The organism is Roseovarius sp. B-10, assembly GCF_056859295.1.
Genome location: NZ_JBSXOE010000037.1, coordinates 59,051 through 82,051, shown reverse-complemented (window position 1 = coordinate 82,051; position 23,001 = coordinate 59,051). Strand labels below are relative to the sequence as shown.

The following is a 23,001-nucleotide window of genomic DNA, read 5'->3' as shown; positions in this document are numbered from 1 at the left end:
CAGGATGTTAGCGATAACTGTTAGCGCAAATTCCTGCCTGTTGGCGCCAACGCAATGCGGTGGCGCTAACGGTCCGACGCGATGGCACGGGCCACCAGATCAGGCACCGCGGGGGCAAGGCCCAGGGGTGCGAGCCGAAGCCCGGAAAAATCCGCCTTGTCGAGCGCTTCGGGAATGTCATCCGTGACATGCCCCCCGGCGGCGGCAAAGAACGGCAGGCACAGGCTCCGCTCGCCGATGCCGGTGGCGGCATCGGCGAGGTATGGCGGCTCCTCGACAAAGCCCACGCTGATCTCTGCCAGCGCGATGTGGCGGGCGAGCGCCGCGGCAAAGGCGCGGGTGTCGCGGGCCGAATTGGGGCTGCGGCCAGAACCGTGCGCGGCGAGAAACAGCCGCGTCTCGCCGGGGTTCCACCCGGCGCGGGCGATCTGGTCGTCGATCAGGTCGGCGGCGAGGCCGGGCAGGTCCGGCGAAACGCCTAAGGGGCGCAGCACGCGCGCCCCCGGTGCATTGCCGAGCCGGTTGCGCAGGTTCTCGCCGGTGAACCAGCCCTCGGTCATGAACATCGGATAGACGACCGGCGCCGGGCCCGCCACTGCCAAGGCCGCGTCGAGTGCGCCGGGCTTGGCCAGCGTGGCCGTGCCCACGTGCCAGCCGGGCAGGGCGCGCGCCACGCGGGTGCCAAAGCGCGCGAGGTCGCGTTCCGCCGGATCCGGCTCGGAGGGCTGGCCGTGGCTGACAATCAGGGCGCTTCTGGTCTCGGTCATCCGTTGCTCCTGCCGTGACGTGGGCGGCTCAGCCCGCCGCACAGGAAATACAGCGCGTTGTGCCGGGGTCAAGTTCGAGCCGCGCTGGCGCGATCTCCTCGCCACAGTCCTCGCAATAGCCGAATTCGCCCTCGTCGATCCGGTCGAGCGCGGCGCGCAGGCGGCGCCGCTCGACGTCGCGGCGGGCATGGGTGGCGCGCGCCATGGCCTGCGATTGCAATGCGTCCTGACGGCTCAGCCGCCCGATGGCCTGCTGGTCGAGCGTGACCGTGGCCTGCCCTTCGCGTCCGCGCGCGTCCTCCTCGTCGATCTCGGCGAGCCGCGCGGTGATGCGGGCGCGAAAGCGGGCGCGCTCGGTGTCATTCATAACGGTGATCCTCGGCAACAGCCCTTTGCATTTTACCTGCCCTGCCTATCTGTTATGATCGTACCGATCCAGAGGAGCATGTCCCGTGGCGCATACAAAGACCAAACTGGCCGAGTTCGATCCCGTCTGGGCGCGCATCGCCCGCGAGGCCGAGGCGGCCATCGCCGACGAGCCGCTGATGGGTGGCCTCATTCATTCCAGCGTGCTGCATCACGGCAGCTTTGAGTCGGCGCTGGCCTATCGCATCTCGCTCAAGCTCGCCTCCGCCGAGATGCCCGAGCAGATACTGCGCGAGATCTGCGACAAGGCGCTGGGCGCCGATGACCGGATCGGGCTCGCCGCGCGCGCCGATATCGTGGCTGTCAACGACCGCGACCCGGCCTGTGACCGATTCCTGCTGCCCTTGCTGTTCTTCAAGGGGTTCCAGGCGATCCAGGCCTACCGCATCGCGCATTGGCTCTGGGGGCAGGGGCGGCGCGATCTTGCGCGGTTCTTTCAGATGCGCTGCTCGGAGGTTTTCGGCGTCGATATCCATCCCGCGGCACGGATCGGCAAGGGCATCATGATCGACCACGCCCATTCGATCGTCATCGGCGAGACGGCGGTGGTGGGCGATAACGTGTCGATGCTGCATTCGGTGACGCTCGGTGGCACCGGCAAGGAGGAAGAAGACCGCCACCCCAAGATCGGCAACGGCGTGCTGATCGGCGCGGGCGCCAAGGTTCTGGGCAATATCAAGGTCGGCGATTGCAGCCGCGTCGCCGCAGGCTCGGTCGTCCTGCAAGAGGTGCCGCCGTGCAAGACCGTGGCGGGCGTGCCCGCGCGAATTGTCGGCGAGGCGGGCTGCGACCAGCCGTCGGTGAGCATGGATCAGCTTCTGGGCGTGCGCGGCTCGGAGGAAGACGCTGACGCGTCCTAGTCACCCGGAGCGTCTTGCTCGGGTCCGTTTGGACGCGCTGCGAAATTGGGCACGATACCCCCGACGGAAGTGAGGGTATCGCGTCACCCTCAGGCCAGGCCAGAGGATGGCACGTTCATGTCACTTTCGGTCGATCGGGCAGGTCGATATCCCGAACATCGAGTAGAGCGGGCAGGACGACATCAGCCCTGTGGCCAGCGGAATGATTCCGATGAGGTAGAGCCAGCTATAGGCCCCGCCGCTGTTGAGAAAGAACCCGGCCAGGAGCGCGAGGCCAAGGATGATGCGCAGCGCGCGGTCGATCGTTCCGACATTTTTCTTGAGCATGGTGTCGCCTTCGTGGTTGGAGGCGCGCGATCAGCGCCTGTTTACGATAGTGATTATCGCCCCGATCGCCGGGCGCGGTCTGTGATCTGGTCACACAAGACACGCGGTTGCCCCGGCTCACTTGAAGTTGCGGCTGTCCTTTAGCTGGTCCCAGGCCCAGACCACCTGCTGCAACTGCTCTTCCTGGCTCCGGTCGCCGCCGTTGATGTCGGGGTGCAGCACCTTGATGAGCGACTTGTAGGCCTTGCGCAGGTCCGCCTTGGACCAGTCGTCGCCCGCCTCCAGGATTTCCAGTGCGCGGCGTTCGGTCGGCGGCAGCTTGCGCTTGCCGGTCTGCTTGCGGCCCGGGTTGCGGGTGGCGTTCTCGCCCAGCACCTGGTGCGGGTCCTCAATGCCGAGCCGGGCCCATGCGCGCGCCTCGGGGTCCGACAGGCGCTTGGTCTCGCGCTCCCAGACCTTGTCGCGTGACATCTGCGCGTTGAGCTCGGCCTCGGTGGTGCTTTCGAAGAAATTCCACTTGAGATTGTATTCGCGCACATGCTGCTGGCAGAACCAGTAGTAGTCGTCGAGCACGTCCGGGGACTTGGGCGCGCGGTAGAGCCCCGCCTCGTCGCAACCCTCGTGCTCACACACGCGGGTCGAGGTCTCCGACGCGCCGGACATCGCCCGCCGCCCGCGCGGCTTCTTGCGCTTGGCCGAGGAAACGGACAGATCGAAGCCGAAGGGATCAGTCTTGGACATGCGCGAACCTTTCCGAGTCAGGGCGCAGAGTGTATGCCAAAACGCGCGGATTAGAAGGGGGGAGCGGCAAAAAAACGCGTGGCGTCACTGTGACGGTCAAATCTTCGCGCGCCGCGCAAATGCCGGCCAGGGTCCTGATTGCAAAGGGTTTCGCTCTGTACTCAGCCGTCGGGACGATCAGGGACCAACGAACGCGCCACGTCCTCGGCCACGAATTCTTCGGGTGGTTCCGGCTCCGGCTGGGCCGCTGGCGCGAGGCTGCGTTCAAACACGAGCACCGAGCGGTAGACCGTCGTCGTCGATGTCAGGCCCTGACGCTCCTGGCTGGGCAGGATGTCACTGCGCAGGTAGCGCCAGCCGTCGCGCGCCATTTCGTTGAGGATGTCCTCGATGCCAAGTGCAAAGCGGTCTTCGGGGGTCTTGATGCCCGGCGCCTTGCGCCCGCGCGTCGGCGCGGGCAGGACACGGTATTCATGCCCGGCCACGGCGCCGCTCATGGGGCTGTGGCGGCGGCCCGGATCACTTGGCCCCCGGGCCGATAATCATGATCATCTGCCGCCCCTCCATCTTGGGCATATTCTCGATCCGGCCCACGCCCTCGACATCGCCCGCGATGCGTTCGAGAAGGTCGCGCCCGAGATTCTGGTGCGCCATCTCGCGCCCGCGAAAGCGCAGCGTGATCTTTACCTTGTCGCCGCCTTCGAGGAATTTCAGCACGTTGCGCATCTTGACCTCGTAGTCGTGGGTGTCGGTCCCGGGGCGGAACTTGACCTCCTTGACCTCGATGGTCTTCTGCTTCTTGCGCGCCTCGGCCTCGCGTTTCTGCTGTTCGTACTTGAATTTGCCGAAATCCATGATCTTGCAGACCGGCGGCGTCGCGTTGGGCGAGATTTCCACGAGGTCGAGTCCGACCTCTTCGGCCATCTCGATCGCCCTTGCGGGCGAAACAACGCCGACGTTCTCTCCGTCAGCGCCAATGAGGCGGATTTCTTCGGCGCGGATGCGGTCGTTCACGCGGGGGCCGGTATCGCGCGTCGGAGGCGCGTTGTGAGGTCTGCGGGCTATGGCTTTGGTCCTTTTGTCGTTGCGATCGTATGATGGATTTGGCCGTGGAAGGTAAACGGGGGGGCGGCAGCTTTCAAGCGGCAAAATCCGGCCAATCGGGGCGCGCGGCATGGTTTTTCCCCTTGAGGTGCCGGGGCGATGCCCTCATCTGTGAGACAAGGACAAAATGGGGACCGCGGCACGGGCGGCGGGCCTCAGTCATATCTGGGAGATGGCGATGAAGAACCTTGTGTGGATCGTGGTGGCCGTTGCCGTTCTTGGCGGTGGATACCTCCTGATAACCGGCAAATCGGTGACCGACGTGGTCGAGGAGGTCTCGCAAGGCGAGATCGACGCGCCCGAGGCGCTGGAAGAGGCCAAGACGACCGCCGGCGAGGCGGCCGACACCGTGACCGAAGCTGCGCAGGAGGCGGCAGAGGCCGCCGGGGACGCGGCGGGCGCGGCGGTCGAGGCCGCCGAGGAAGCGGCGAGCGACGCAGCTGAGGCGGTAACCGAGACCGCGACCGACACCGTTGATGCCGCAGAAGACGCGGTAACCGGTGCGGCCGATGCGGCGGGCGATGCCGCCGACGCGGCCACGGATACGAGCGGCGAGCCAGCGGAAGCCGGGGCCGAGACTGTGGACGGCGCGCCCGATCCCGCCGCCGACGCCGTGCCGGAAGACTCCACCGAGAGCCTGCCCGAGCCGGAGGCGCAGGATGCGGGCAGGACGCCCGACGCGCTCACCGCCGAGGGGTTCGACATGGAGCGCGCCCTGAACCTCATCGAGGGCGCCGACCTCGGGGCGATGCAGGAAAACCTGCTGATCGAGGGGATCAAGGCCGCGAAGGACAATCCCGACCTGCTCCGGGGCGCGCTCGAAACGGCGCGCGAGGCGCTCGGCTACTGAAGCCGGATCAGGTATGAAAAAACCCGCGCAAGCCATTGTCCTTGCGCGGGTTTTCTCATTTCAGCGGAGGCGTTTCAGTCGAGGAACGCCTTTTCCACCACGTATTCCTTGGGCTCTGAATTGGCGCCCTCGCGTAGCCCGTAATCCTCGAGCATCTGTTTGATCTCGAGGTTGAAGGCGAGGTTGCCGCAGACCATCGCGCGGTCGGTTCCGGGCTCGAGCGGTTTCACGCCGAGATCATCGAACACCTCGCCCGCGCGCATCAGGTCGGTGATGCGGCCCATCTTGGGGCTCTCCTCGCGCGTCGTGGTGGGGTAATAGCGCAGCTTGTCGGCAAAGCCTTCACCGATCAGTTCCTCCAGCATCTCGTCGCCGCGGATGCTCTCGATCAGTTCGCGCCCATAGGTCAATTCGCCCACCTCGCGGCAGGTATGGGTGAGAATCACCTCCTCGTAATCGGTATAGGTCTGCGGGTCGCGCAGCAGCGAGGCGAAGGGCGCGATGCCGGTGCCGGTGGCAAACAGCCACAGCCGCTTGCCCGGCAGGAGCGCGTCATGCACCAGCGTGCCAACCGGCTTGGGCCGCAGGATGATCTCGTCGCCCGGCTCGATATGTTGCAGCCGCGAGGTGAGCGGGCCGTCCTGCACCTTGATCGAGTAGAATTCCAGCTCGTCATCCCAGGACGGCGAGGCGATGGAATAGGCGCGCAGGAGCGGCTTCTCGCGGCCCGTCTTCTCGTCCTTCTGCATCAGCCCGATCATCACGAACTCGCCCGAGCGAAAGCGCAGGGACGCAGGCCGTGTGACGCGAAAGGCGAACAGCCGGTCGGTGTAATGCCGAACCGAGGTCACGGTCTGTGCGTCGGGCAGGGTCGGGGCCTTGGGGGCCTTGGCGGCGGTGGTCTGGGTCACTGGGCTCATCTCGGTCATGGTTCACTCTGCCGGTGCGTCTAAACCGACATCCTCTTCTAATCTTTGACCTAGGTCAGGTGAAGGCGATATTCAGCCCCGCAGCCGCGATTGATAGTCATGCGCCTGCCAGTTGGCGCGGAACTGCCACTGATCCTGCGGCTGGCGGGCGGCGATCTCGTCGCTGATCTCGACCTCGTCAAAGCCCGAACGCCGCGCCATCGCGTATTGATCGGCGATCACGTGGCCACCGGCGCGCAGCCGCCCCTTGTAGCCCATAAGCCGCAGCCGTCGCGCGATGCTAAAGCCGCGCCCGTCGGCGAAGGATGAGAAGTTCACGCGGATCAGCGGCGTGTCGCGGAGCCGTCCGGCGAGTTCCATCGGATCGGCGCTCGCGGGCAGATTGATGCCCACGCCGGGGCGGGCATCCTCCAGCGCCACGATGGGCGCGGTCCAGTCATCGGGGCCAAAGCCCCGGTCGGTGACGATGGTGCTCATGCGGAGACTCCTTTGCGAATGACGCGGCCATCCACGATGTGGATGCCGCATTCGGACTTGTCGTGGTCGCGCCAGCGGCCTGCGCGCGGGTCTTCTCCCGCGCTGACGGGGGTGGTGCAGGGCATGCAGCCGATGGACGGGTAGCCGCGCGCCACCAGCGGGTGCCGGGGCAGGCGGTTTTCTTCCATGTAGGTCTGGATGTCCTCGCGCGCCCAGTGGGCCAGCGGGTTGACCTTGATGCGCCCCGTCCCCTCTTCGACCTCGAAAAATTCCAGTGTGGCGCGCGTACCCGCCTGGTAGCGCTTGCGCCCGGTGATCCAGCCGTCGAAGCCGTCGAGCGCACGCAGGAGCGGCCGCGTCTTGCGCAGCGCGCAGCAGGCGTCGGGATCGCGCCGGTGCAGGGTGGAGTCGGGGTCGGTTTGCGCAACGTCGTCCGCCTCGGGGCTGATGATGCGCAGATCGCGCAGGGCCAGCCGCTCGGCCAGCTCTTGCTGGTAGACCAGCGTTTCGGCGAACAGCATCTCCGTGTCGATGAAGATCACCGGCGTCGCCGGGCGCGTCACCGCCACCATGTGAAGCAGCACCACCGATTCGGCGCCAAAGCTCGACACCAGCGCCAGCCGCCCCGCCGCCGGGTCGGCGAGCGCGCGGGCGAGCACCGAGCTTGCCGAATGGTGGCGATAGCGCGCGTTGAGCGCGGTCACCCGGTTTGTCAGCTCACTCTGCGGCATGGGCACGGGCCTCGTGATCATAGAGGGCGGATTTGAACGGGGCCATGCCGAGCCGGGTATAGGCCTGCAGGAATGTCTCGTCGGGCCCCTCGCGCAGGTCGAGATAGGCGAGGATCAACCGCTCCACCGCCGGCACGATCTCGTCATAGGCGAAGCCGGGACCGGTGCGGGTGCCGACTGCCGTGCTCTCCGACGCGTCGCCGCCGAGGGTGATCTGGTAGTTCTCCACCCCCGCGCGGTCGAGGCCGAGAATGCCGATATGCCCCACGTGGTGGTGGCCGCAGGCATTGATGCAGCCCGATATCTTGATTTGCAGATGGCCTACATCGTGCTCGATCTTCAGTTCTTCGAGCCGTGTCGCGATACCTTGCGCCACGGGGATCGAGCGCGCGGTCGCAAGCGCGCAGTAATCCATGCCGGGGCAGGCGATGATATCGGAGGCGAGGCCGATATTGCCGGTGGCAAGCCCCGCCTCGCGCAGGGCGGCGTGGACTGCCGGTATGTCGGCCAACGCCACATGCGGCAGCACGAGGTTCTGTGCGTGGCTCACGCGGATGTCGTCGTGCCCATACTGCTCCGCCAGGTCGGCCACCAGTCGCATCTGATCGGCCGAGGCGTCGCCGGGCGTCGCGCCATGCGCCTTGAGGCTGATGCTGACGATGCCGTGATCGGGATGCCGGTGCGGCACCACATTGGTATCCGCCCAGGCGCGGAGCACCGGGTCTGTGACGCGCGCGGCGTAATAGGGGGCGGCATCGCGCTCGGAGAGCGTGGGCGTGACGAAGCGCGCGCGGATATCACTGAGCCACGCCTGATCGACGCCCGTGAACGCCGCGCGGCGATCGGGAAACTCTGCCTCGACCTCGTCGCGGAATGCGTCGAGCCCGTGCTCGTGCACGGTGATCTTGATCCGCGCCTTGTACTTGTTGTCGCGCCGGCCCATGCGGTTATAGGTGGCAACCGTCGCCTCGAGATAGGGCAGCAGGTCGGCCTCTGGCAGGAACTCGCGCAGGAGCCGCGCCACCATCGGCGTGCGCCCCATGCCGCCGCCGACCCATATCTCGTAACCGCGCGTGCCGTCCCGCTCGACGATCTTCACGCCGATATCGTGGCTCTTCATCACCGCGCGGTCGGTTTCGGACGCGATGACCGCGATCTTGAACTTTCGCGGCAGAAACTGAAACTCGGGATGGTCGGTGGACCATTGCCGGATCAGTTCCGCGATCGGGCGGGGATCGGTGATCTCGTCCGGCGCGGCCCCCGCGAAATGGTCCGACGTCACGTTGCGGATGGTGTTGCCGCTGGTCTGGATGGCGTGCATCCCCACCTCGGCCAGCGCGTCGAGCATGTCCGGAACATCGCGCAGTTTCGGCCAGTTATACTGGATGTTGGTGCGCGTGGTGAAGTGGCCATAGCCCTTGTCCCACCGTTCGGCGAGATAGGCCAGTTGCCGCATCTTCGCGGCGTCGAGCGAGCCGTAGGGCACCGCCACCCGCAGCATGTAGGCATGCAGCTGCAGGTAGAGCCCGTTCATCAGGCGCAGCGGCCTGAACTCGTCCTCGGTAAGGTGGCCGTCGATCCGCCGCTCGACCTGCGCGCGGAACTGGCGGTTGCGCTCGGCGAGAAAGGCGGTGTCGAACTCGGTATAGCGATACATCTTCGGTCTCCTGCGCGTGTCGCGTGGGTCAGGCGCGGCGCAGCCCTTCGGACTGCTTGCCATGAAAGCGGTTGGAGGGGCCGGTGGCGCGGAACGCCTCTCGGAAATGGGCGGGCTCGGGGCCGTTCGCGCCGGGGCGCATGTCGGCGAGATAGGCACCGACCACCTCGGACGTGCGGGCCTGCGCCTGCAACAGGCGCAGATCGGCATCGGCCTCGTCGGTCAGCAGCTCGGCCTCGGCGAGGTTGCGCGTCCAGCGGTCATCGGAGGTGAGATAAACCACGTCGCCCTCGACGAGGGCATTGGCGGTGACGACCTTGGGGGTGAAGGCGCGGGGCATGTCAGGCAAGCTCCTGTCTGGTCAGCGGGGTCGTTTGCGGAATGCGGGCACGGGCCTCGCGCGGGGCGAGCCCGAGGAAGGTGAGCGCCGGGCCGTCCAGCCCGGCATCGGCCAAGTCGGTGGGCCAGTCGGTCAGCGTGGTGGCGAGGATGCGCTCGTCGGCGCGGGCGGCGTTCTCGACCAGGGTCACAGGCGTGTCGGGGGCTGCGCCGTGCATCATCAGCCGGCCCTGCACGAAGCGTGCGGCGCGCTTGGCCATGTAGAGCGCCGCCACCTCGCCGGGGTGGGCCAACGCGCGCCAGTCGTGATCGGCAAAGCCCTGCATGTCATGGCCGGTGAGCAGCCGCAGGCCGGAGTTGCGCCCGCGTTGCGTCAGGCTCTGGCCGATGGCGGCGGCAGCGGCCGAGGCTGCGGTGACGCCGGGCACGATCTCGTAGGGCAGGCCGGCCGCCTCGAGCGCCCCAATCTCCTCGTCGAGGCGTCCAAACAGCACCGGATCGCCGCCCTTGAGCCGCACGACCCGCGCGCCGGTGAGCGCGTGGCCGGTGATGAGCGCGTTGATCGCCTCTTGCGGCGTGGTGGGGCCGAACCCCTGCTTGCCTGCGGCGATCACGTGGGCGTCCGCATGGGCGAGCGCGAGGATGTCGCCGCTCACCAGCCGGTCATGGATCACCACGTCCGCCGCCTCGATCAGCCGCAGCGCACGGATGGTGAGCAAGTCGATGCCGCCGGGGCCCGCGCCGACGAGGGCGACGGGGGTTACAGCGCGGTGGGCGAGTTGGCTGGGCATGGTGACATGGGTCCGGGACTGTTTGACTTCACCAAGAATATAGGAAATATTCCCTCCAGAACGCCAGATGCCACAAGCAATAAGGACATACGTTCCATTCTGATGAGGATCGTGGTGGAGTGTTCCAGTTTTGGAGGGCAGGTGGAATGACGATCCGGATTGACGAGCTTGACCGGAAAATCCTAGGGCAGTTGCAGCGCGATGCGGCGCAGTCGCTCGACGATATTGCCCGCGCCGTGGGCTCCTCGAAAACACCGGTGTGGAACCGCGTCCGCAAGATGCGCGAGGCGGGCGTCATCCGTCAGCAGACGGTGCTGCTCGACCCCGAGGCGTTGGGGCTGGAGGCGTGCTTCTTCGTGCTGGTACGGACGTCGGAGCATGACGCGGAATGGCAGGCGAAATTCCTGGAAACGTTGAAGAAACGTCCAGAGGTCATGGAGGCGCACCGGCTTGCGGGCGATATCGACTACATCCTGAAGGTTCGTGTCACCAATGCCCGGGCTTATGACGTGTTCTACCAGGCGTTGATCGCGGAGGTGAAGATCCACACGGTCACGGCGCTGCTGTCGATGGAAGAGATCAAGTCGACCACGATGCTGCCGCTGTGAGCGGAGAATGGGGGCGCTGCCCCCGCCGACCCTGCGGGCCGACTCCCCCGGAATATTTTTGGCAAGATGAAGCCACGAGAGTTAAACTGTGGCTTCCAGGGCGTTGATAATGGGAGAGAAATCGGCGGACTTGAGGCTAGCGCCGCCGACCAGGGCGCCGTCCACATTGGCGATGCCAAATATCCCGGCGGCGTTGCCGGGCTTGACCGACCCGCCGTAGAGCAGTCGCAGCGCGACGGCCTCTGTCTCGCCAAGTCGCTCGCTGAGCAGGCTGCGTATGAGGCCGTGGACCTCGGCGATCTGCGCCTCGGTCGGGGTGAGGCCGGTGCCGATGGCCCAGACCGGCTCGTAGGCGAGGACGGTGTTGGCGGCGGTGGCGCTGTCGGGCAGGGAAGCGTGCAGATCGGTGGCGATGATTTCAAGGGTTTGCGCGGCCTCGCGCTGCGCGAGCGTCTCGCCAAGGCAGATTACCGCCGTGAGACCCGCGGCGTGGGCCGAGCGCGCCTTTTTGGCGATCAACTCATTGGTTTCACTATGATTTTCTCGGCGTTCGGAATGGCCGAGGATGACCGCCGTTGCCCCCGCGTCGGCCAGCATCGGGGCAGAGATATCGCCGGTATGCGCGCCCGAGGCGGCAGGGTGGCAATCCTGCGCGCCGATCATCACGGCGCTGTCGGCGGCAAGGACCGCGGCCCGCGCGAGGAGCGTTGCGGGCGGGCAGAGAAGGATATCGGCGCCGGGCGCGGGATGGGCGGTGACGAGCGCGGCGATCTCGGTCAGGCTGGCATTGGTGCCGTGCATCTTCCAATTGCCGGCGGCGAGTTTGCGTTTCATGAAAAATCGCCTTTTGGCAATGAGTTACGCGGCTAAGATTACATATCTGCGAACTTGATCGACTCTCCGCAGCCGCAAGATTCGGTGACGTTGGGGTTATTGAAGACGAAGCCTGATTCCAAGAGCGAGGTCTGGTAGTCGAGCTCGGTGCCAAACAGGAACATCTGTGCCATCGGGGCGATCAGTACGCGCGCGCCGTCCTGTTCGACCACCTCATCGTGGGGGTCGATCTCGGTCACATACTCCATCGTGTATTCCATGCCCGCACAGCCGCCCTTCTTGACGCCGATGCGCAAACCCTGATGGCCGTCGCGTCCCATCAGTTTGGTGATTTGCGTGGCGGCAGCGGGCGTTATGGAGACGGCCTGCTTTCCGGGGGTGCCGAACATGAGGATATCCTTCCAGTTCGTTGATTTCGTTACATGAAGCCTAGTTCAAGCCGGGCCTCGTCTGACATCATGTCCATCCCCCAGGGCGGCTCCCAGGTGAGTTGGACGTCGACCTGTTTCACGCCGGGAAGCGGCTCGATCGCGTCGGCGACCCAGCCGGGCATTTCGCCCGCGACCGGGCAACCCGGCGCGGTCAGCGTCATCACAACCCCGACCGCGTTTTCGGGTGAGATGTCGATCGTGTAGATCAGCCCGAGATCGTAGATATTCACAGGGATTTCAGGGTCATAGACGGAGCGACAGGCCTCCACCACCTGGTCGTAGAGCGGGTGATCGGTGCTGGAGGGCGCGATCAGCGGCGCGCCTTCGAGGGGCTCTGTTGCGGTCATGACGGACGGCTCCTGCAGTGTTTCCGATAAAACATATAAGATTTAACCCCGCCCGCGTCCAGAGGGCGAACCTCACGGTTCGGCGCACGAACCGCACGGTTCGAGGGGGTCACCGCGCGGTGGTCTTGCGCCGTCGCACCGGGGCGGGGCGCACCCGCGTCTCGATCATCTCGTAGAGCGCGCCGGTGATGTTCTTGCCGGTCGAGGTCTCGATCCCCTCGAAGCCGGGGGAGGAATTGACCTCGAGCACCTTGGGCCCGGTTTCGGAGCGCAGCAGGTCCACACCCGCCATGTTGAGATCGAACACGCGGGCGGCGCGGATCGCGGTCTCGCGCTCGGCCTTGGTGATTCGTACCGATTTGGCCGATCCGCCGCGATGCAGGTTGGAGCGAAAATCGCCATCCGCGCCGGTGCGCTTCATCGAGGCCACGACCTTGGTGCCGATCACGAGGCAGCGGATATCCTCGCCCGCCGCTTCGCGCACGAAATCCTGCACGAGGAAATTGGCCTTGAGACCGCGGAAGGCGTCGATCACCGATTCGGCGGCCTTTTTCGTCTCGGCGAGGACCACGCCCTTGCCTTGCGTCGATTCCAGCAGCTTGACGATCAGCGGCGCGGTGCCGACGAGGCCGATCAGGTTGCCGGTATCCTTGGGCGAGGCGGCGAAGGCGGTGTTGGGCATGCCGACCTGCGCGCGCGCCATCAACTGGTGGGCGTAGAGCTTGTCGCGGCTGGCGATGATTCCGGCGGAGGTGTTGGCGCAGAAGGTGCCGATGGTCTCGAACTGGCGGATCACGGCGGCGCCATAGGCGGTGACGGAGGCGCCGATACGCGGGATCACCGCGTCGTAACGGGGCAGGCGCTTGCCGTCGTAATGCACCTCGGGGGCCAGCGCGTTGATCGCCATGTAGCAGCGGGTGGTGTCGATCACCTCTACGGTGTGGCCGCGTTTCTCGCCCTCTTCGACCAGGCGCCGCGTGGAATAATTGTTTTCGCGCGATAGCACGGCGATGCGCAGGGCGCGCTTGGGCTGGACGGCGCGCATTTTCGACGTGTGGTAAACATCATAGCTGAGCTCGGGCTGCAGGAAGCGGTCGGTGGCGACGATGGAGATGTGATCCTTGAGCGCCTGCCGCCCGAGCAGCATCCGGCTGGTCATGGTGGAGCGGTTGGTGAGGGTGATCTCTATGGGCCAGCTATCGCCGTTCACCGCGAGCACGCTCTGGATCACGTAGCGCAATTCGCGCTCGCCGTTTGAAGAAGCCACCTCGCGCCGGTCGAGGATCGGTGCGGAGCAGGGGATCACGAGATCGTCGCGCCCCGGGATCGGGTGGACGGTGAAACGCACCTTGGGTTTCGAGGCGGGGCCGAAGGTCTCGATATCGAAGGCATGGAGCGCCGAGGTGCGCGCGCCGGTATCGACCTTGGCCTTCAGTGCGGGCACGCCGAGATCGGGCAGCGATATCCATTCCTCCCAGCCGAATTGCAGCGGCTGGGGTGATGTGGGCGTGTCGCTCATTGGCGCGGCCTCCTTGTCATGGTCGCGGATTCGTCGGATATGGTGCCGCTCTGTTACGGGAAGCGGTATGTCAGCATCATTCAACTATTCGCTCATGGCAACCGACGGTTTGGCGCGCGCGGGCGTCATCCGCACGACGCGTGGCGACATTGCCACGCCTGCCTTCATGCCGGTGGGCACCGCCGGCACCGTGAAGGGGATGCTGCCCGAAAGCGTGCGCGCCACCGGGGCGGATATCCTGCTGGGCAACACGTATCACCTGATGCTGCGCCCCGGCGCGGAGCGGGTGGCGCGGCTGGGGGGGCTGCACCGGTTCATGAACTGGGACGGGCCGATCCTGACGGATTCGGGCGGATTCCAGGTGATGAGCCTGTCGGGGCTGCGCAAGCTGACCGAAGCGGGGGTCACGTTTCGCAGCCATGTGGACGGATCGCGCCATGAATTGAGCCCGGAGCGGTCGATGGAGATACAGGCGTTGCTGGGCAGCGATATCGTGATGGCGTTCGACGAGTGCCCGGCGCTGCCCGCCGACCGCGCGCGGCTGGCCGAGAGCATGCGGCTGTCGATGCGCTGGGCGGCGCGGTCGCGCGAGGCGTTCGGCGACCGGCCGGGCCATGCGCTGTTCGGGATTCAGCAGGGCGGGCTGGAGCGGGATCTGCGCGAGGAAAGCGCGGAGGCGCTGCGCGCGATCGGTTTTGAAGGGTATGCCATCGGCGGCCTGGCGGTGGGCGAGGGGCAGGAGGCGATGTTCGAATGCCTCGATTACGCGCCCGGCATGCTGCCGGAGGACCGCCCGCGCTACCTGATGGGGGTGGGCAAGCCCGACGATATCGTCGGCGCGGTCAAGCGCGGGGTGGACATGATGGATTGCGTGCTGCCGTCGCGTTCGGGCCGAACGGGGCAGGCGTGGACGCGCCGGGGGCAGGTCAACCTCAAGAACGCGCGGCACGCCGACGATCCCCGCCCGCTGGACGAGAACTGCACCTGCCCCGCCTGCCGCGGCTATTCGCGCGCCTACCTGCACCATGTCTATCGTTCGGGCGAGATGATCGCGGGGATGCTGTTGACCTGGCACAACCTGCATTATTACCAGGAATTGATGGCAGGGATGCGCGCGGCGATCACCGGGGGGCGATTTGCGGCGTGGGAGACGGAGTTTCACGCCGCGCGGGCGGAGGGCGATATTGCGCCGCTGTGACGGCGGCAGCCCGGCGGATGGCGCGGCAATTCGACATGGCGCGACCGATGTGGCCTTGTGCGGCGGGGCCTGTCGAGGCATTCTGCGCGCCAATTCGTTGAAACCCGGGGGTGCACGCCCCAAATGAGGGGTAACGCAACGGAGAGGGCCCTCGCTGCCGCCGAGCCGGGGCAGGCCCTCTTGCTAGAGACAGGAAACCGAGCATGACAGACCAACTCAACGCCTCTTACCCGGTGCTGCCGCTGCGCGACATCGTGGTGTTCCCGCACATGATCGTGCCGCTCTTTGTCGGGCGCGAGAAATCGGTGCGCGCGCTGGAAGAGGTAATGTCTGACGACAAGCAGATCCTGCTGTCGAGCCAGATCGACCCCGCCGACGACGACCCCGCCGAGGACGGCATCTTTCGCGTCGGTGTGCTGGCCAATGTGCTGCAACTGCTGAAGCTGCCCGACGGCACCGTGAAGGTGCTGGTCGAGGGCGTGCGGCGGGTGCGTATTGTCGAGTTTCTCGGGCAGGAGGAATTCTTTGCCGCCCGAGCCGAGCTTATCGACGAGATGCCGGGCGATCCGACCACCACGCAGGCATTGTTGCACACGGTGGCCGAGGAATTCGCGCGCTACGCCAAGATCCGCAAGAACATCCCCGACGAGGCGCTGGCGGCGGTGAGCGAGGCCGAGGATTCGGCGCGGCTTGCCGATCTGGTATCGGGGCACCTGGGCCTTGATGTCGAGCGCAAGCAGGAGCTTCTGGAGACGCTGAGCGTGAGCGAGCGGCTGGAGAAGGTCTATGGCCTGATGCAGGGCGAGATGAGCGTGTTGCAGGTCGAGAAGAAGATCAAGACCCGCGTCAAGAGCCAGATGGAGCGCACGCAGCGCGAGTATTACCTGAATGAGCAGATGAAGGCCATTCAGAAGGAGCTGGGCGACGGCGAGGACGGCGAGGGCGAGATCGCCGAGCTGGAAGCGCGCGTCAACGAGACCAAGCTCAGCAAGGAAGCGCGCGAAAAGGCCGAGGCCGAGCTCAAGAAGCTCAAGAACATGAGCCCGATGAGCGCCGAGGCGACGGTGGTGCGCAATTACCTCGACTGGATGCTGTCGATCCCGTGGGGCACCAAGAGCCGGGTCAAGAAGGACCTGAACCGCGCGCAGGAGGTGCTGGACGCCGATCACTACGGGCTGGAGAAGGTCAAGGAGCGGATCGTCGAATACCTCGCGGTGCAGCAGCGTTCGAAAAAGCTCAAGGGGCCGATCATGTGCCTCGTGGGCCCGCCGGGCGTGGGCAAGACCTCGCTGGGCAAGTCGGTGGCGCGCGCGACGGGGCGCGAGTTCATCCGCATCAGTCTGGGTGGCGTGCGCGACGAGAGCGAGATTCGCGGCCACCGCCGGACGTATATCGGCTCGATGCCCGGCAAGATCATCCAGTCGCTGAAGAAGGCCAAGACCACCAATCCGCTCATCCTGCTCGACGAGATCGACAAGATGGGGCAGGATTTCCGGGGCGACCCGGCGAGCGCGATGCTGGAGGTTCTGGACCCCGAGCAGAACTCGACCTTTGTCGATCACTATCTCGAGGTGGAATACGACCTCTCGAACGTGATGTTCCTGACCACGGCCAACAGCTACAACATGCCGTCGCCGCTTCTGGACCGGATGGAGATCATTCCGCTGGCGGGCTATACCGAGGACGAAAAGCGCGAGATCGCCAAGCAGCACCTGTTGCAGAAGCAGATCAAGAACAACGGCCTGAAGAAGGGCGAGTTCGAGCTGACCGACGCGGCGCTGACCGATATTGTCCGCTATTACACCCGTGAGGCGGGTGTGCGGAACCTCGAACGCGAGATCGCCAAGATCGCGCGCAAGGCCGTGACGCGCATCATCAAGGGTAAGGACAAGACGATCACCGTGACGCCCGAGAACCTTGCCGATTTCCTGGGCGTGCGGAAGTTCAAGTTCGGCCTGGCAGAGGAGAGCGATCAGGTCGGCGTGGTCACGGGCCTCGCCTATACCTCCGTTGGCGGTGAGCTTCTGAACATCGAGGCGCTGCGCCTGCCGGGCAAGGGCCGGATGAAGACCACCGGCACCCTGGGCGATGTGATGAAGGAATCGATCGACGCGGCTTCTTCGTATGTGCGCTCCGTGGCACCGGAATTGGGCATCAAGCCGCCCAAGTTCGAGAAATGGGACATCCACGTGCACGTACCCGAAGGGGCGACGCCCAAGGACGGGCCCTCGGCGGGCCTTGCGATGGTCACTTCCATCGTATCGGTGCTCACGGGCATCCCGATCCGCAAGGACATCGCCATGACCGGCGAGGTCACGCTGCGCGGCAACGCGCTGCCCATCGGGGGGCTGAAGGAAAAACTGCTCGCGGCGCTGCGGGGGGGGATCAAGACGGTGCTCATTCCGCGCGACAACGAGAAGGACCTGACCGAGATCCCCGACAACGTGAAGGAGGGGCTGGAGATCATCCCCGTCGATCACGTGCGCGACGTGCTCAAGCTGGCGCTGGTACGGCAGCCCGAGCCGGTGGACTGGGATCAGGAGGCCCACGAGGCCGCCGTCGCCGAGGCCGCGCTCAAATCCGGCGATGACGAGACGCGGGGCACGGTGGCGCACTGACGCGGTGCACCTGGTCGAAAGCAGGAACGGCGCGGGGGCAACCTCGCGCCGTTCTGTATTTGCGATCAGGGAATAGGCGTTCGGGCGGCGTGGGACGTTGCAACGCGCGCCTCCGCTTCAGGCGCGGTGCGTGTGCACACCTTGCCGAGCGCCGGTCGAGAAACGGTGAAAGAGGGCACCGCCCCCGACCGATCACCGTCTGGACGATGCGCGCGGTGTCAGTGGCCGTAACCCATCCCGACGATGATCATCAGCAGCATCAACGGGATGATGAGCTGTCCGACATCCTGCGAGTTGTCGGTTGTATCCGCGATGATGACCTCGGGTTCGACCACCGGGTCGCTGAGCGCCCCGGCAAGCAGGGGCGAGGCGGCGAATGTGGTGGCACATGCGATGGCGCAAGCAAGATTCTTCAAGACTTTGTTCCCCAGTATGATTTTGCGACGCTGTCAACGATAGGGTTTCAGCGCTCGCAAGGTCAACTGTTGGGTGGAATTGTCGTCGTTGGGGCGTTAGGCTGTTGCTGCAAAAGCACCAATTTGAGCACAGGATCGAGGCGTTTCATGGCAACGAAGGCAGGCCCGCGCGGCGGCGCACCAAAGGCAGCGACCACCTCGCGCAAGAGCAGCGAGCCCCCGGCCAAGCCCGCGGCCGCCGCGCCGAAGCCGGTGGTGGTGGCGGAGACCGCGCCCGAGCCGGTGCTGCCCGATCTCAAGCGGCAGGAATTGCTGGCGCAGGTGGTCGCGCGCTCGGACGTGAAGAAGAAATTTGCCAAGCCGGTGCTCGAGGCGGCGCTGGCGCTCATCGGCGAGGCGCTCGCCGAGGGGCGCGAGCTCAACCTCGCGCCGATGGGCAAGGTCAAGATCAACCGCACCAAGCAGATGGCCAATGGCCGTGTCATCATCGCCCGTATCCGGCAGAATGCCGCCCGCGGCGCAGAGGCCGGAACGGCGGACGACAAAGATGCGAAAGAGGTGGTTGCAGACCCCCGGAAGTGACGCTAAATAGCCGCGCACGGGTGATTAGCTCAGTGGTAGAGCGCTTCGTTCACATCGAAGATGTCAGGAGTTCGAATCTCTTATCACCCACCATTTCCCCTGTAGTGGTGACAGGCTGGCGGCTGGCGTGTTTGCGGTGGTCCGGGGCGGTGATTTCGGGTACCCAGAGGTATCGTGGCCCGGGTCACGGCACATCCGTCACACTCAAGAGAGGTCCGGCATGCAATTTCAGCTCAACACCGACTCGCATATTCAGGGCGATGACAGGCTGGCGGAGATCGCCGAGGGCATCGTCACCGCGGCGCTGGGGCATCTGGCAGAGCGCCTGACGCGGGTCGAGGTTCACCTGGCCGACGTGAACGCGGCCAAGGGGGGTGGCGATGACATCCTGTGCACCATCGAGGCGCGCCCCGAGGGGATGCAGCCCCACTCGATCAGGCATTCCGATGCGGATGTGGAGGCCGCGCTGCGTGGCGGCGGTCGCAAGATACGGGCGCTCCTGGACAGCGAGTTTGGCAAGCGATCGGCGCGCTGAGCGCGCGCGCCCCGTCTGAAAGGCCGGCGCCGTGACACTCGACCAGGTGCTCATTCTGTCGATCCTCGCGGCTACGCTCGGGCTGTTCATGTGGGGCAGGCTGCGCCATGACGTGGTGGCGCTCGCTGCGCTGATGGCCTGTGTGATCGCCGGGCTGGTGCCCGCGGGCGCGGCCTTTGCCGGGTTCGGGCATCCGGCGGTGATCACCGTCGCCTGCGTCCTGATCCTGAGCCACGGGTTGCAGACCACCGGCGCGGTAGACTGGCTGGCGCGCGGGCTGTTGCCGCGCGATACCGGGCGGCTGGCCAGCATGGGCGCGCTGGTCGGGCTGGGGGCGGCGCTGTCGGGGGTGATGAACAATGTGGGTGCGATGGCCCTCCTGATGCCGGTGGCGATGCAATTGTCGGACCGGCTGGACCTGACGCCTGGGCAGGTGCTGATGCCGCTGGCCTTTGGCACGATCCTGGGGGGCATGACCACGCTGATCGGCACGCCCCCCAACCTGATCGTCTCGGGCTTTCGCGAGGAGGCGGGGCTGGGACAGTTCGCCATGTTCGATTTTGCACCGGTCGGGGTGGCCGTGGCGGGGGCGGGCGTCATCTTTGTTACCTTGCTCGGTTGGCGGCTGGTGCCGGAGCGCAAATCCGTGGCGGGCGAGGGGTTCGATACGGGGGCGTATTTCACCGAATTGACGGTGCCCGACGACAGCAAGGCCGTGGGCCTCACGCTGCGCGGTTTTGAGCGCGAGATTGAGGACAGCGACGCGCAGGTGGTCGGGCTGATACGCAACGGCGTGCGCCTGACCGCGCCGCATGGCGGGCGGCGCATCCGCGCGGGCGATGTGCTGGTGCTGGGGGCCGATGTCGAGGCGCTGGGCGAGGCGGTGTCGGTGTTCGGCATCTCGCTCGAAGATGCGGCGGCGGCGCAGGTGGTGGAGGACGGAGAGGAACAAGCAGGCCCTGACGGGGCGGCGGAGGACGCGGAGCGCGCGGACACCGAGGAGGAGGAGGACGCGGAGGAGGATCGGTCGCGCGACGGTGATGGCCAGATCGTGCTGCGCGAACTGGCGGTGCTGCCGGGTGCGACCATCGTCGGGCGCTCGGCCCGCGACCTGCGGCTGCGCACGCGCCACGGGCTCAACCTGCTGGCGGTGTCGCGCGAGGGCCACCCGCCGCGCACGCGGCTGCGGACGCTGAAGCTCAAATCCGGCGATCTGTTGCTCGTGCAGGGCGCGGCGGAGGCCGTGACCGGCTTCGTCAAGGAGACCGGCTGCGTGCCGCTGGGCGCGCGCGACCTGCGCATTCCCGACAAGCGCATGGCGATCATGGCCGGAGCGATCATGGTTTCGGCGATCGCGTTGGTGACGCTGGGGTTGTTGCCTTCGGCGGCGGCCTTCGCGCTGGGGGTGCTGGCCTCGATGGTGCTGCGCACGGTGCCGCTCCGGCAGGTTTATACCGCGATCGACTGGCCGGTGATCGTGCTGCTGGGCGCGCTGATCCCGGTGGCGGGCGCGATGCAGAGCACCGGCGCTGCCGATTTGCTGGCGCGGTTCCTGGTCGGGACCGTGTCGCAGGGCAATCCGGTGATCGCGCTGGGGGTGGTGCTGGTGACCACGATGTTCCTGTCCGACGTGATGAACAACGCCGCCACCGCCGCCGTCCTGTGCCCCGTCGCGCTGGGCATTTCCGCGACGCTGGGCGCCAATCCGGACAGCTTCCTGATGGCGGTGGCGATCGGGGCCTCTTGCGCGTTCCTGACGCCGGTGGGGCACCAGAACAACACCATGATCCTCGGGCCGGGCGGGTTTCGGTTCGGGGATTACTGGCGGCTGGGCCTGCCGCTCGAGGGGCTTGTCGTGCTCGTCGCGATGCCGCTGCTTTTGGTGTTCTGGCCGTTGTAAGGCGCCGGTGTGGGCCTCGTGTCGACAAGCCCCTTGTGCGCGGGCGGGCGCTTGGCTATCAGGCGCGGGCAGGGTGATTAGCTCAGTTGGTAGAGCGCTTCGTTTACACCGAAGATGTCGGGAGTTCGAGTCTCTCATCACCCACCATTCCCAGCCCGGTCGGCGCCTGCCGTGAAAACAGTGATTTCGCGAGCCAAAGCTGCTTGACGCGGGACCGGGCGGCGCTTAGAAGCGCGTCACGCCCGGGCGATCGGGCAGGCAGCGGGCGGTTGTAGCTCAGCTGGTTAGAGTGCCGGCCTGTCACGCCGGAGGTCGCGGGTTCGAGCCCCGTCAACCGCGCCACTGCTGCCATTGTTTTTCAAAGGCCCTCGCCCCGGCGGGGGCTTTTGCTTTCGGGCAGGTCGGTCCCGTTGACAGGTGGCCCCTTCACGTTTTGGCGAGGGCCGTGGCGCGGTCCCGGCCCCTGTGGCAGTCTTGGAACGGCCCGGATGAAGGACACGCCATGCCCCGCCTGACGCTGCTCGCCGCCCTGCTGATGTTGCCGTTCACGCTCCTTGCACAAGAGGTCACGCCGGAGGAACCGCCTGCGACCGGCACGCCGCCGGATGCGGCAGCCGAGCCGGCCATGACCCTCGACCGGCTCGATGCGATCATCCGCGCGCTCGACCCCGAGGCGCAGAGGGGCGGCGCGGTCTGGCAATTGATCATCGACGATGTGCAGGTGCTCGTCGTCACGGATGAGAGCGCCGACCGGATGCGCGCCATCACCCCGGTCACGCGCAGCGCCGATGTCACGCCCGACCAGATGACGCGCATGATGCAGGCCAATTTCGACAGCGCGCTCGACGCCCGTTATGCCATCGCCAAGGAGATCCTGTGGTCGGCCTATATTCACCCGCTGGCGGCCCTGAAGAAGGATCAGTTCATCTCGGGGATCGGGCAGGTCGTGAACCTCGCGCAGAGCTTTGGCACGCTCTATTCCTCGGGCGGGCTGCTATATGGCGGTGGCGACAGCGGCGCGTTGCAGCGTGCCCTGATCGACGAACTTCTGAAGAAGGGCGAGGAAATCTGAGCGTCCCTTGCACGCGGCCCCCCGGCGGTCTACATCTGCGGCAGAGGACACAAGGGAGACAAGCCGATGGCCCTTCTCGCTTCCGATCTCGAGGCGCTTATCCGCGAGGCTCTGCCAGATGCCCGCATCACCGTCGAGGGCGATGACGGCGTGCATTTCGCCGCCGAAGTCATCGACGAGAGCTTTCGCGGGTTGAACCGCGTGCAGCAGCAGCGTCTCGTTTATGCCGCTCTCAAGGGCAGGATGGATGGCCCCGACGGCGCGATCCATGCGCTCGCGCTGACCACCAAGGCCCCCGGCTGATGTCGGGTGCAGCGATCATCACGGTGCTGTCAGGCCTCGTCCTGTTGCTTGCCGTGCTGCGCGCCGCGCAGGTCCTGCGCCAGGAGCGCGAGAGCGGGAGCGGGGCCGGGCGCGGCACCGAGCCGGGATCCGGCGACAGCATCATCGAATCGCACTATTCCTCCGGGGTGAGCGGCGGGCAATCCATGACCTATCGCATCTCCCGCGATCCGCAGACCTACGCGAAACTCTTCATACCCAAGGACCGCAAAAAATGACCGACGCCAAGACCCGCATCCAGGAAACCGTGAGCGCCTCCGACGTGGTGCTGTTCATGAAGGGCACCAAGGACATGCCGCAATGCGGCTTTTCCAGCCGCGTGGCGGGGGTGCTCAATTTCATGGGCGTCGATTTCGCCGACGTGAACGTGCTTGCCGACGAGGGCATCCGCCAGGGGATCAAGGATTACTCCGAGTGGCCCACGATCCCGCAACTCTACGTCAAGGGAGAGTTCGTGGGCGGCTGCGACATCGTGACCGAGATGACGCTGTCGGGGGAGCTCGACCAGCTTCTCGACAAGAGTGGCGTGGCCTACGACAAGACCGCCGCCGAGAAGATCCGCGAAGCCAACGCGTGAGGGTAACACGCGCCATACCGCTC

General features: G+C 66.1%; 29 protein-coding genes and 3 tRNA genes. 15 read left to right on the top strand and 17 right to left on the bottom strand.

Annotated features, from left to right (window positions below; all coding sequences use genetic code 11):
* Nucleotides 1-65: 65 nt before the first annotated feature.
* Both AC13D8_RS14530 and AC13D8_RS14525 read right to left on the bottom strand, forming a co-directional pair.
* Complete coding sequence (locus tag AC13D8_RS14530; protein ID WP_482969410.1) at nucleotides 66-767, bottom strand: CbiX/SirB N-terminal domain-containing protein; 702 nt, start codon at nucleotides 765-767, stop codon at nucleotides 66-68.
* A gap of 28 nt (nucleotides 768-795) precedes the next feature.
* On the bottom strand, nucleotides 796-1,134 hold the full coding sequence (locus AC13D8_RS14525) for a TraR/DksA family transcriptional regulator (RefSeq protein ID WP_482969409.1): 339 nt from the start codon (nucleotides 1,132-1,134) through the stop codon (nucleotides 796-798).
* 85 nt (nucleotides 1,135-1,219) lie between these two features.
* On the opposite strand from AC13D8_RS14525, the gene cysE reads away from it, so the two are divergent.
* The gene (gene cysE / locus AC13D8_RS14520) at nucleotides 1,220-2,053 is read left to right on the top strand and encodes a serine O-acetyltransferase (RefSeq protein ID WP_482969408.1); all 834 of its coding nucleotides are present in this window, start codon (nucleotides 1,220-1,222) and stop codon (nucleotides 2,051-2,053) included.
* Between the two features lie 120 nt (nucleotides 2,054-2,173).
* Here cysE and AC13D8_RS14515 read toward each other — a convergent pair whose 3' ends face one another.
* From AC13D8_RS14515 to infC, 4 genes are all read right to left on the bottom strand, one after another.
* Nucleotides 2,174-2,380 (bottom strand): YgaP family membrane protein, encoded by a 207-nt coding sequence (locus AC13D8_RS14515; RefSeq protein ID WP_482969407.1) that lies wholly within the window; start codon nucleotides 2,378-2,380, stop codon nucleotides 2,174-2,176.
* 117 nt (nucleotides 2,381-2,497) lie between these two features.
* On the bottom strand, nucleotides 2,498-3,121 hold the full coding sequence (locus tag AC13D8_RS14510) for a J domain-containing protein (protein WP_104018991.1): 624 nt from the start codon (nucleotides 3,119-3,121) through the stop codon (nucleotides 2,498-2,500).
* Between the two features lie 161 nt (nucleotides 3,122-3,282).
* Complete coding sequence (locus tag AC13D8_RS14505; RefSeq protein WP_482969406.1) at nucleotides 3,283-3,618, bottom strand: DUF4177 domain-containing protein; 336 nt, start codon at nucleotides 3,616-3,618, stop codon at nucleotides 3,283-3,285.
* Between the two features lie 22 nt (nucleotides 3,619-3,640).
* Nucleotides 3,641-4,135 carry a translation initiation factor IF-3 gene (infC, locus tag AC13D8_RS14500; protein ID WP_241691127.1) on the bottom strand — a complete coding sequence of 165 codons (495 nt, stop codon included), beginning with the start codon at nucleotides 4,133-4,135 and terminating at the stop codon, nucleotides 3,641-3,643.
* Between the two features lie 268 nt (nucleotides 4,136-4,403).
* Between infC and AC13D8_RS14495 the strand changes: the two genes are divergently transcribed.
* Nucleotides 4,404-5,075 carry a translation initiation factor 3 gene (locus AC13D8_RS14495; RefSeq protein ID WP_482969405.1) on the top strand — a complete coding sequence of 224 codons (672 nt, stop codon included), beginning with the start codon at nucleotides 4,404-4,406 and terminating at the stop codon, nucleotides 5,073-5,075.
* A gap of 74 nt (nucleotides 5,076-5,149) precedes the next feature.
* On the opposite strand, the gene AC13D8_RS14490 is transcribed toward AC13D8_RS14495, so the two are convergent.
* From AC13D8_RS14490 to cobA, 6 genes are all read right to left on the bottom strand, one after another.
* A complete protein-coding gene (locus AC13D8_RS14490; RefSeq protein ID WP_129432868.1) occupies nucleotides 5,150-6,004 on the bottom strand; it encodes a ferredoxin--NADP reductase in 855 nt (284 codons plus the stop codon).
* A gap of 72 nt (nucleotides 6,005-6,076) precedes the next feature.
* Nucleotides 6,077-6,481 carry a DUF934 domain-containing protein gene (locus AC13D8_RS14485; protein WP_104018994.1) on the bottom strand — a complete coding sequence of 135 codons (405 nt, stop codon included), beginning with the start codon at nucleotides 6,479-6,481 and terminating at the stop codon, nucleotides 6,077-6,079.
* Nucleotides 6,478-7,212: a phosphoadenylyl-sulfate reductase gene (locus AC13D8_RS14480; protein WP_482969404.1), complete on the bottom strand. Its 735-nt coding sequence runs from the start codon at nucleotides 7,210-7,212 to the stop codon at nucleotides 6,478-6,480. Before AC13D8_RS14480 ends, AC13D8_RS14485 begins: the two co-directional genes overlap by 4 nt.
* Nucleotides 7,199-8,869: a nitrite/sulfite reductase gene (locus AC13D8_RS14475; protein ID WP_482969403.1), complete on the bottom strand. Its 1,671-nt coding sequence runs from the start codon at nucleotides 8,867-8,869 to the stop codon at nucleotides 7,199-7,201. Before AC13D8_RS14475 ends, AC13D8_RS14480 begins: the two co-directional genes overlap by 14 nt.
* A 28-nt stretch (nucleotides 8,870-8,897) precedes the next feature.
* The gene (locus AC13D8_RS14470; protein WP_482969402.1) at nucleotides 8,898-9,209 is read right to left on the bottom strand and encodes a DUF2849 domain-containing protein; all 312 of its coding nucleotides are present in this window, start codon (nucleotides 9,207-9,209) and stop codon (nucleotides 8,898-8,900) included.
* Nucleotide 9,210: 1 nt separating this feature from the next.
* Nucleotides 9,211-9,999, bottom strand: a complete 789-nt coding sequence (cobA, locus tag AC13D8_RS14465) for a uroporphyrinogen-III C-methyltransferase (protein ID WP_482969401.1) — start codon at nucleotides 9,997-9,999, stop codon at nucleotides 9,211-9,213.
* A gap of 146 nt (nucleotides 10,000-10,145) precedes the next feature.
* Between cobA and AC13D8_RS14460 the strand changes: the two genes are divergently transcribed.
* Entirely contained in the window at nucleotides 10,146-10,607 is a 462-nt protein-coding gene (locus AC13D8_RS14460) for an Lrp/AsnC family transcriptional regulator (RefSeq protein ID WP_104018999.1), read from the top strand.
* A gap of 81 nt (nucleotides 10,608-10,688) precedes the next feature.
* Here the strand turns inward: AC13D8_RS14460 and tpiA are convergent, their stop codons facing one another.
* The 4 genes from tpiA to rimK all read right to left on the bottom strand — a co-directional run bounded on the left by tpiA (nucleotide 10,689) and on the right by rimK (nucleotide 13,738).
* Nucleotides 10,689-11,441: a triose-phosphate isomerase gene (tpiA, locus tag AC13D8_RS14455; protein ID WP_482969400.1), complete on the bottom strand. Its 753-nt coding sequence runs from the start codon at nucleotides 11,439-11,441 to the stop codon at nucleotides 10,689-10,691.
* A 38-nt stretch (nucleotides 11,442-11,479) separates the two neighbouring features.
* Entirely contained in the window at nucleotides 11,480-11,830 is a 351-nt protein-coding gene (locus AC13D8_RS14450; RefSeq protein WP_482969399.1) for a HesB/IscA family protein, read from the bottom strand.
* A 29-nt stretch (nucleotides 11,831-11,859) separates the two neighbouring features.
* Complete coding sequence (locus AC13D8_RS14445; protein WP_104019002.1) at nucleotides 11,860-12,219, bottom strand: SUF system Fe-S cluster assembly protein; 360 nt, start codon at nucleotides 12,217-12,219, stop codon at nucleotides 11,860-11,862.
* Between the two features lie 109 nt (nucleotides 12,220-12,328).
* Nucleotides 12,329-13,738, bottom strand: a complete 1,410-nt coding sequence (rimK, locus tag AC13D8_RS14440; RefSeq protein WP_482969398.1) for a 30S ribosomal protein S6--L-glutamate ligase — start codon at nucleotides 13,736-13,738, stop codon at nucleotides 12,329-12,331.
* A gap of 67 nt (nucleotides 13,739-13,805) precedes the next feature.
* Here rimK and tgt point away from each other — a divergent pair, with 67 nt between their 5' ends.
* Complete coding sequence (gene tgt, locus AC13D8_RS14435; protein ID WP_482969397.1) at nucleotides 13,806-14,936, top strand: tRNA guanosine(34) transglycosylase Tgt; 1,131 nt, start codon at nucleotides 13,806-13,808, stop codon at nucleotides 14,934-14,936.
* A 203-nt stretch (nucleotides 14,937-15,139) separates the two neighbouring features.
* A complete protein-coding gene (lon, locus tag AC13D8_RS14430; protein WP_482969396.1) occupies nucleotides 15,140-17,554 on the top strand; it encodes an endopeptidase La in 2,415 nt (804 codons plus the stop codon).
* 218 nt (nucleotides 17,555-17,772) lie between these two features.
* Here the strand turns inward: lon and AC13D8_RS14425 are convergent, their stop codons facing one another.
* Nucleotides 17,773-17,970: a hypothetical protein gene (locus AC13D8_RS14425; RefSeq protein ID WP_104019006.1), complete on the bottom strand. Its 198-nt coding sequence runs from the start codon at nucleotides 17,968-17,970 to the stop codon at nucleotides 17,773-17,775.
* 147 nt (nucleotides 17,971-18,117) lie between these two features.
* Between AC13D8_RS14425 and AC13D8_RS14420 the strand changes: the two genes are divergently transcribed.
* The 10 genes from AC13D8_RS14420 to grxD all read left to right on the top strand — a co-directional run bounded on the left by AC13D8_RS14420 (nucleotide 18,118) and on the right by grxD (nucleotide 22,978).
* Entirely contained in the window at nucleotides 18,118-18,552 is a 435-nt protein-coding gene (locus tag AC13D8_RS14420; protein WP_129432856.1) for an HU family DNA-binding protein, read from the top strand.
* Nucleotides 18,553-18,570: 18 nt separating this feature from the next.
* A tRNA-Val gene (locus AC13D8_RS14415) sits at nucleotides 18,571-18,645 on the top strand.
* Between the two features lie 127 nt (nucleotides 18,646-18,772).
* Entirely contained in the window at nucleotides 18,773-19,087 is a 315-nt protein-coding gene (locus tag AC13D8_RS14410) for an HPF/RaiA family ribosome-associated protein (RefSeq protein WP_129432855.1), read from the top strand.
* 31 nt (nucleotides 19,088-19,118) lie between these two features.
* Nucleotides 19,119-20,987 (top strand): SLC13 family permease, encoded by a 1,869-nt coding sequence (locus AC13D8_RS14405; protein ID WP_482969395.1) that lies wholly within the window; start codon nucleotides 19,119-19,121, stop codon nucleotides 20,985-20,987.
* A 71-nt stretch (nucleotides 20,988-21,058) separates the two neighbouring features.
* Nucleotides 21,059-21,134, top strand: a tRNA-Val gene (locus AC13D8_RS14400).
* Nucleotides 21,135-21,252: 118 nt separating this feature from the next.
* Nucleotides 21,253-21,329 (top strand) — tRNA-Asp (locus AC13D8_RS14395).
* A gap of 160 nt (nucleotides 21,330-21,489) precedes the next feature.
* Nucleotides 21,490-22,059, top strand: coding sequence for a hypothetical protein (locus AC13D8_RS14390; protein ID WP_482969394.1), 570 nt, complete (start codon nucleotides 21,490-21,492; stop codon nucleotides 22,057-22,059).
* A gap of 66 nt (nucleotides 22,060-22,125) precedes the next feature.
* A complete protein-coding gene (locus AC13D8_RS14385; protein WP_104019011.1) occupies nucleotides 22,126-22,362 on the top strand; it encodes a BolA family protein in 237 nt (78 codons plus the stop codon).
* Nucleotides 22,362-22,619 (top strand): hypothetical protein, encoded by a 258-nt coding sequence (locus AC13D8_RS14380; protein WP_482969393.1) that lies wholly within the window; start codon nucleotides 22,362-22,364, stop codon nucleotides 22,617-22,619. Before AC13D8_RS14385 ends, AC13D8_RS14380 begins: the two co-directional genes overlap by 1 nt.
* Nucleotides 22,616-22,978, top strand: coding sequence for a Grx4 family monothiol glutaredoxin (gene grxD / locus AC13D8_RS14375; RefSeq protein WP_482969392.1), 363 nt, complete (start codon nucleotides 22,616-22,618; stop codon nucleotides 22,976-22,978). The genes AC13D8_RS14380 and grxD overlap by 4 nt, the downstream gene beginning before the upstream one ends.
* Nucleotides 22,979-23,001 lie beyond the last annotated feature (23 nt).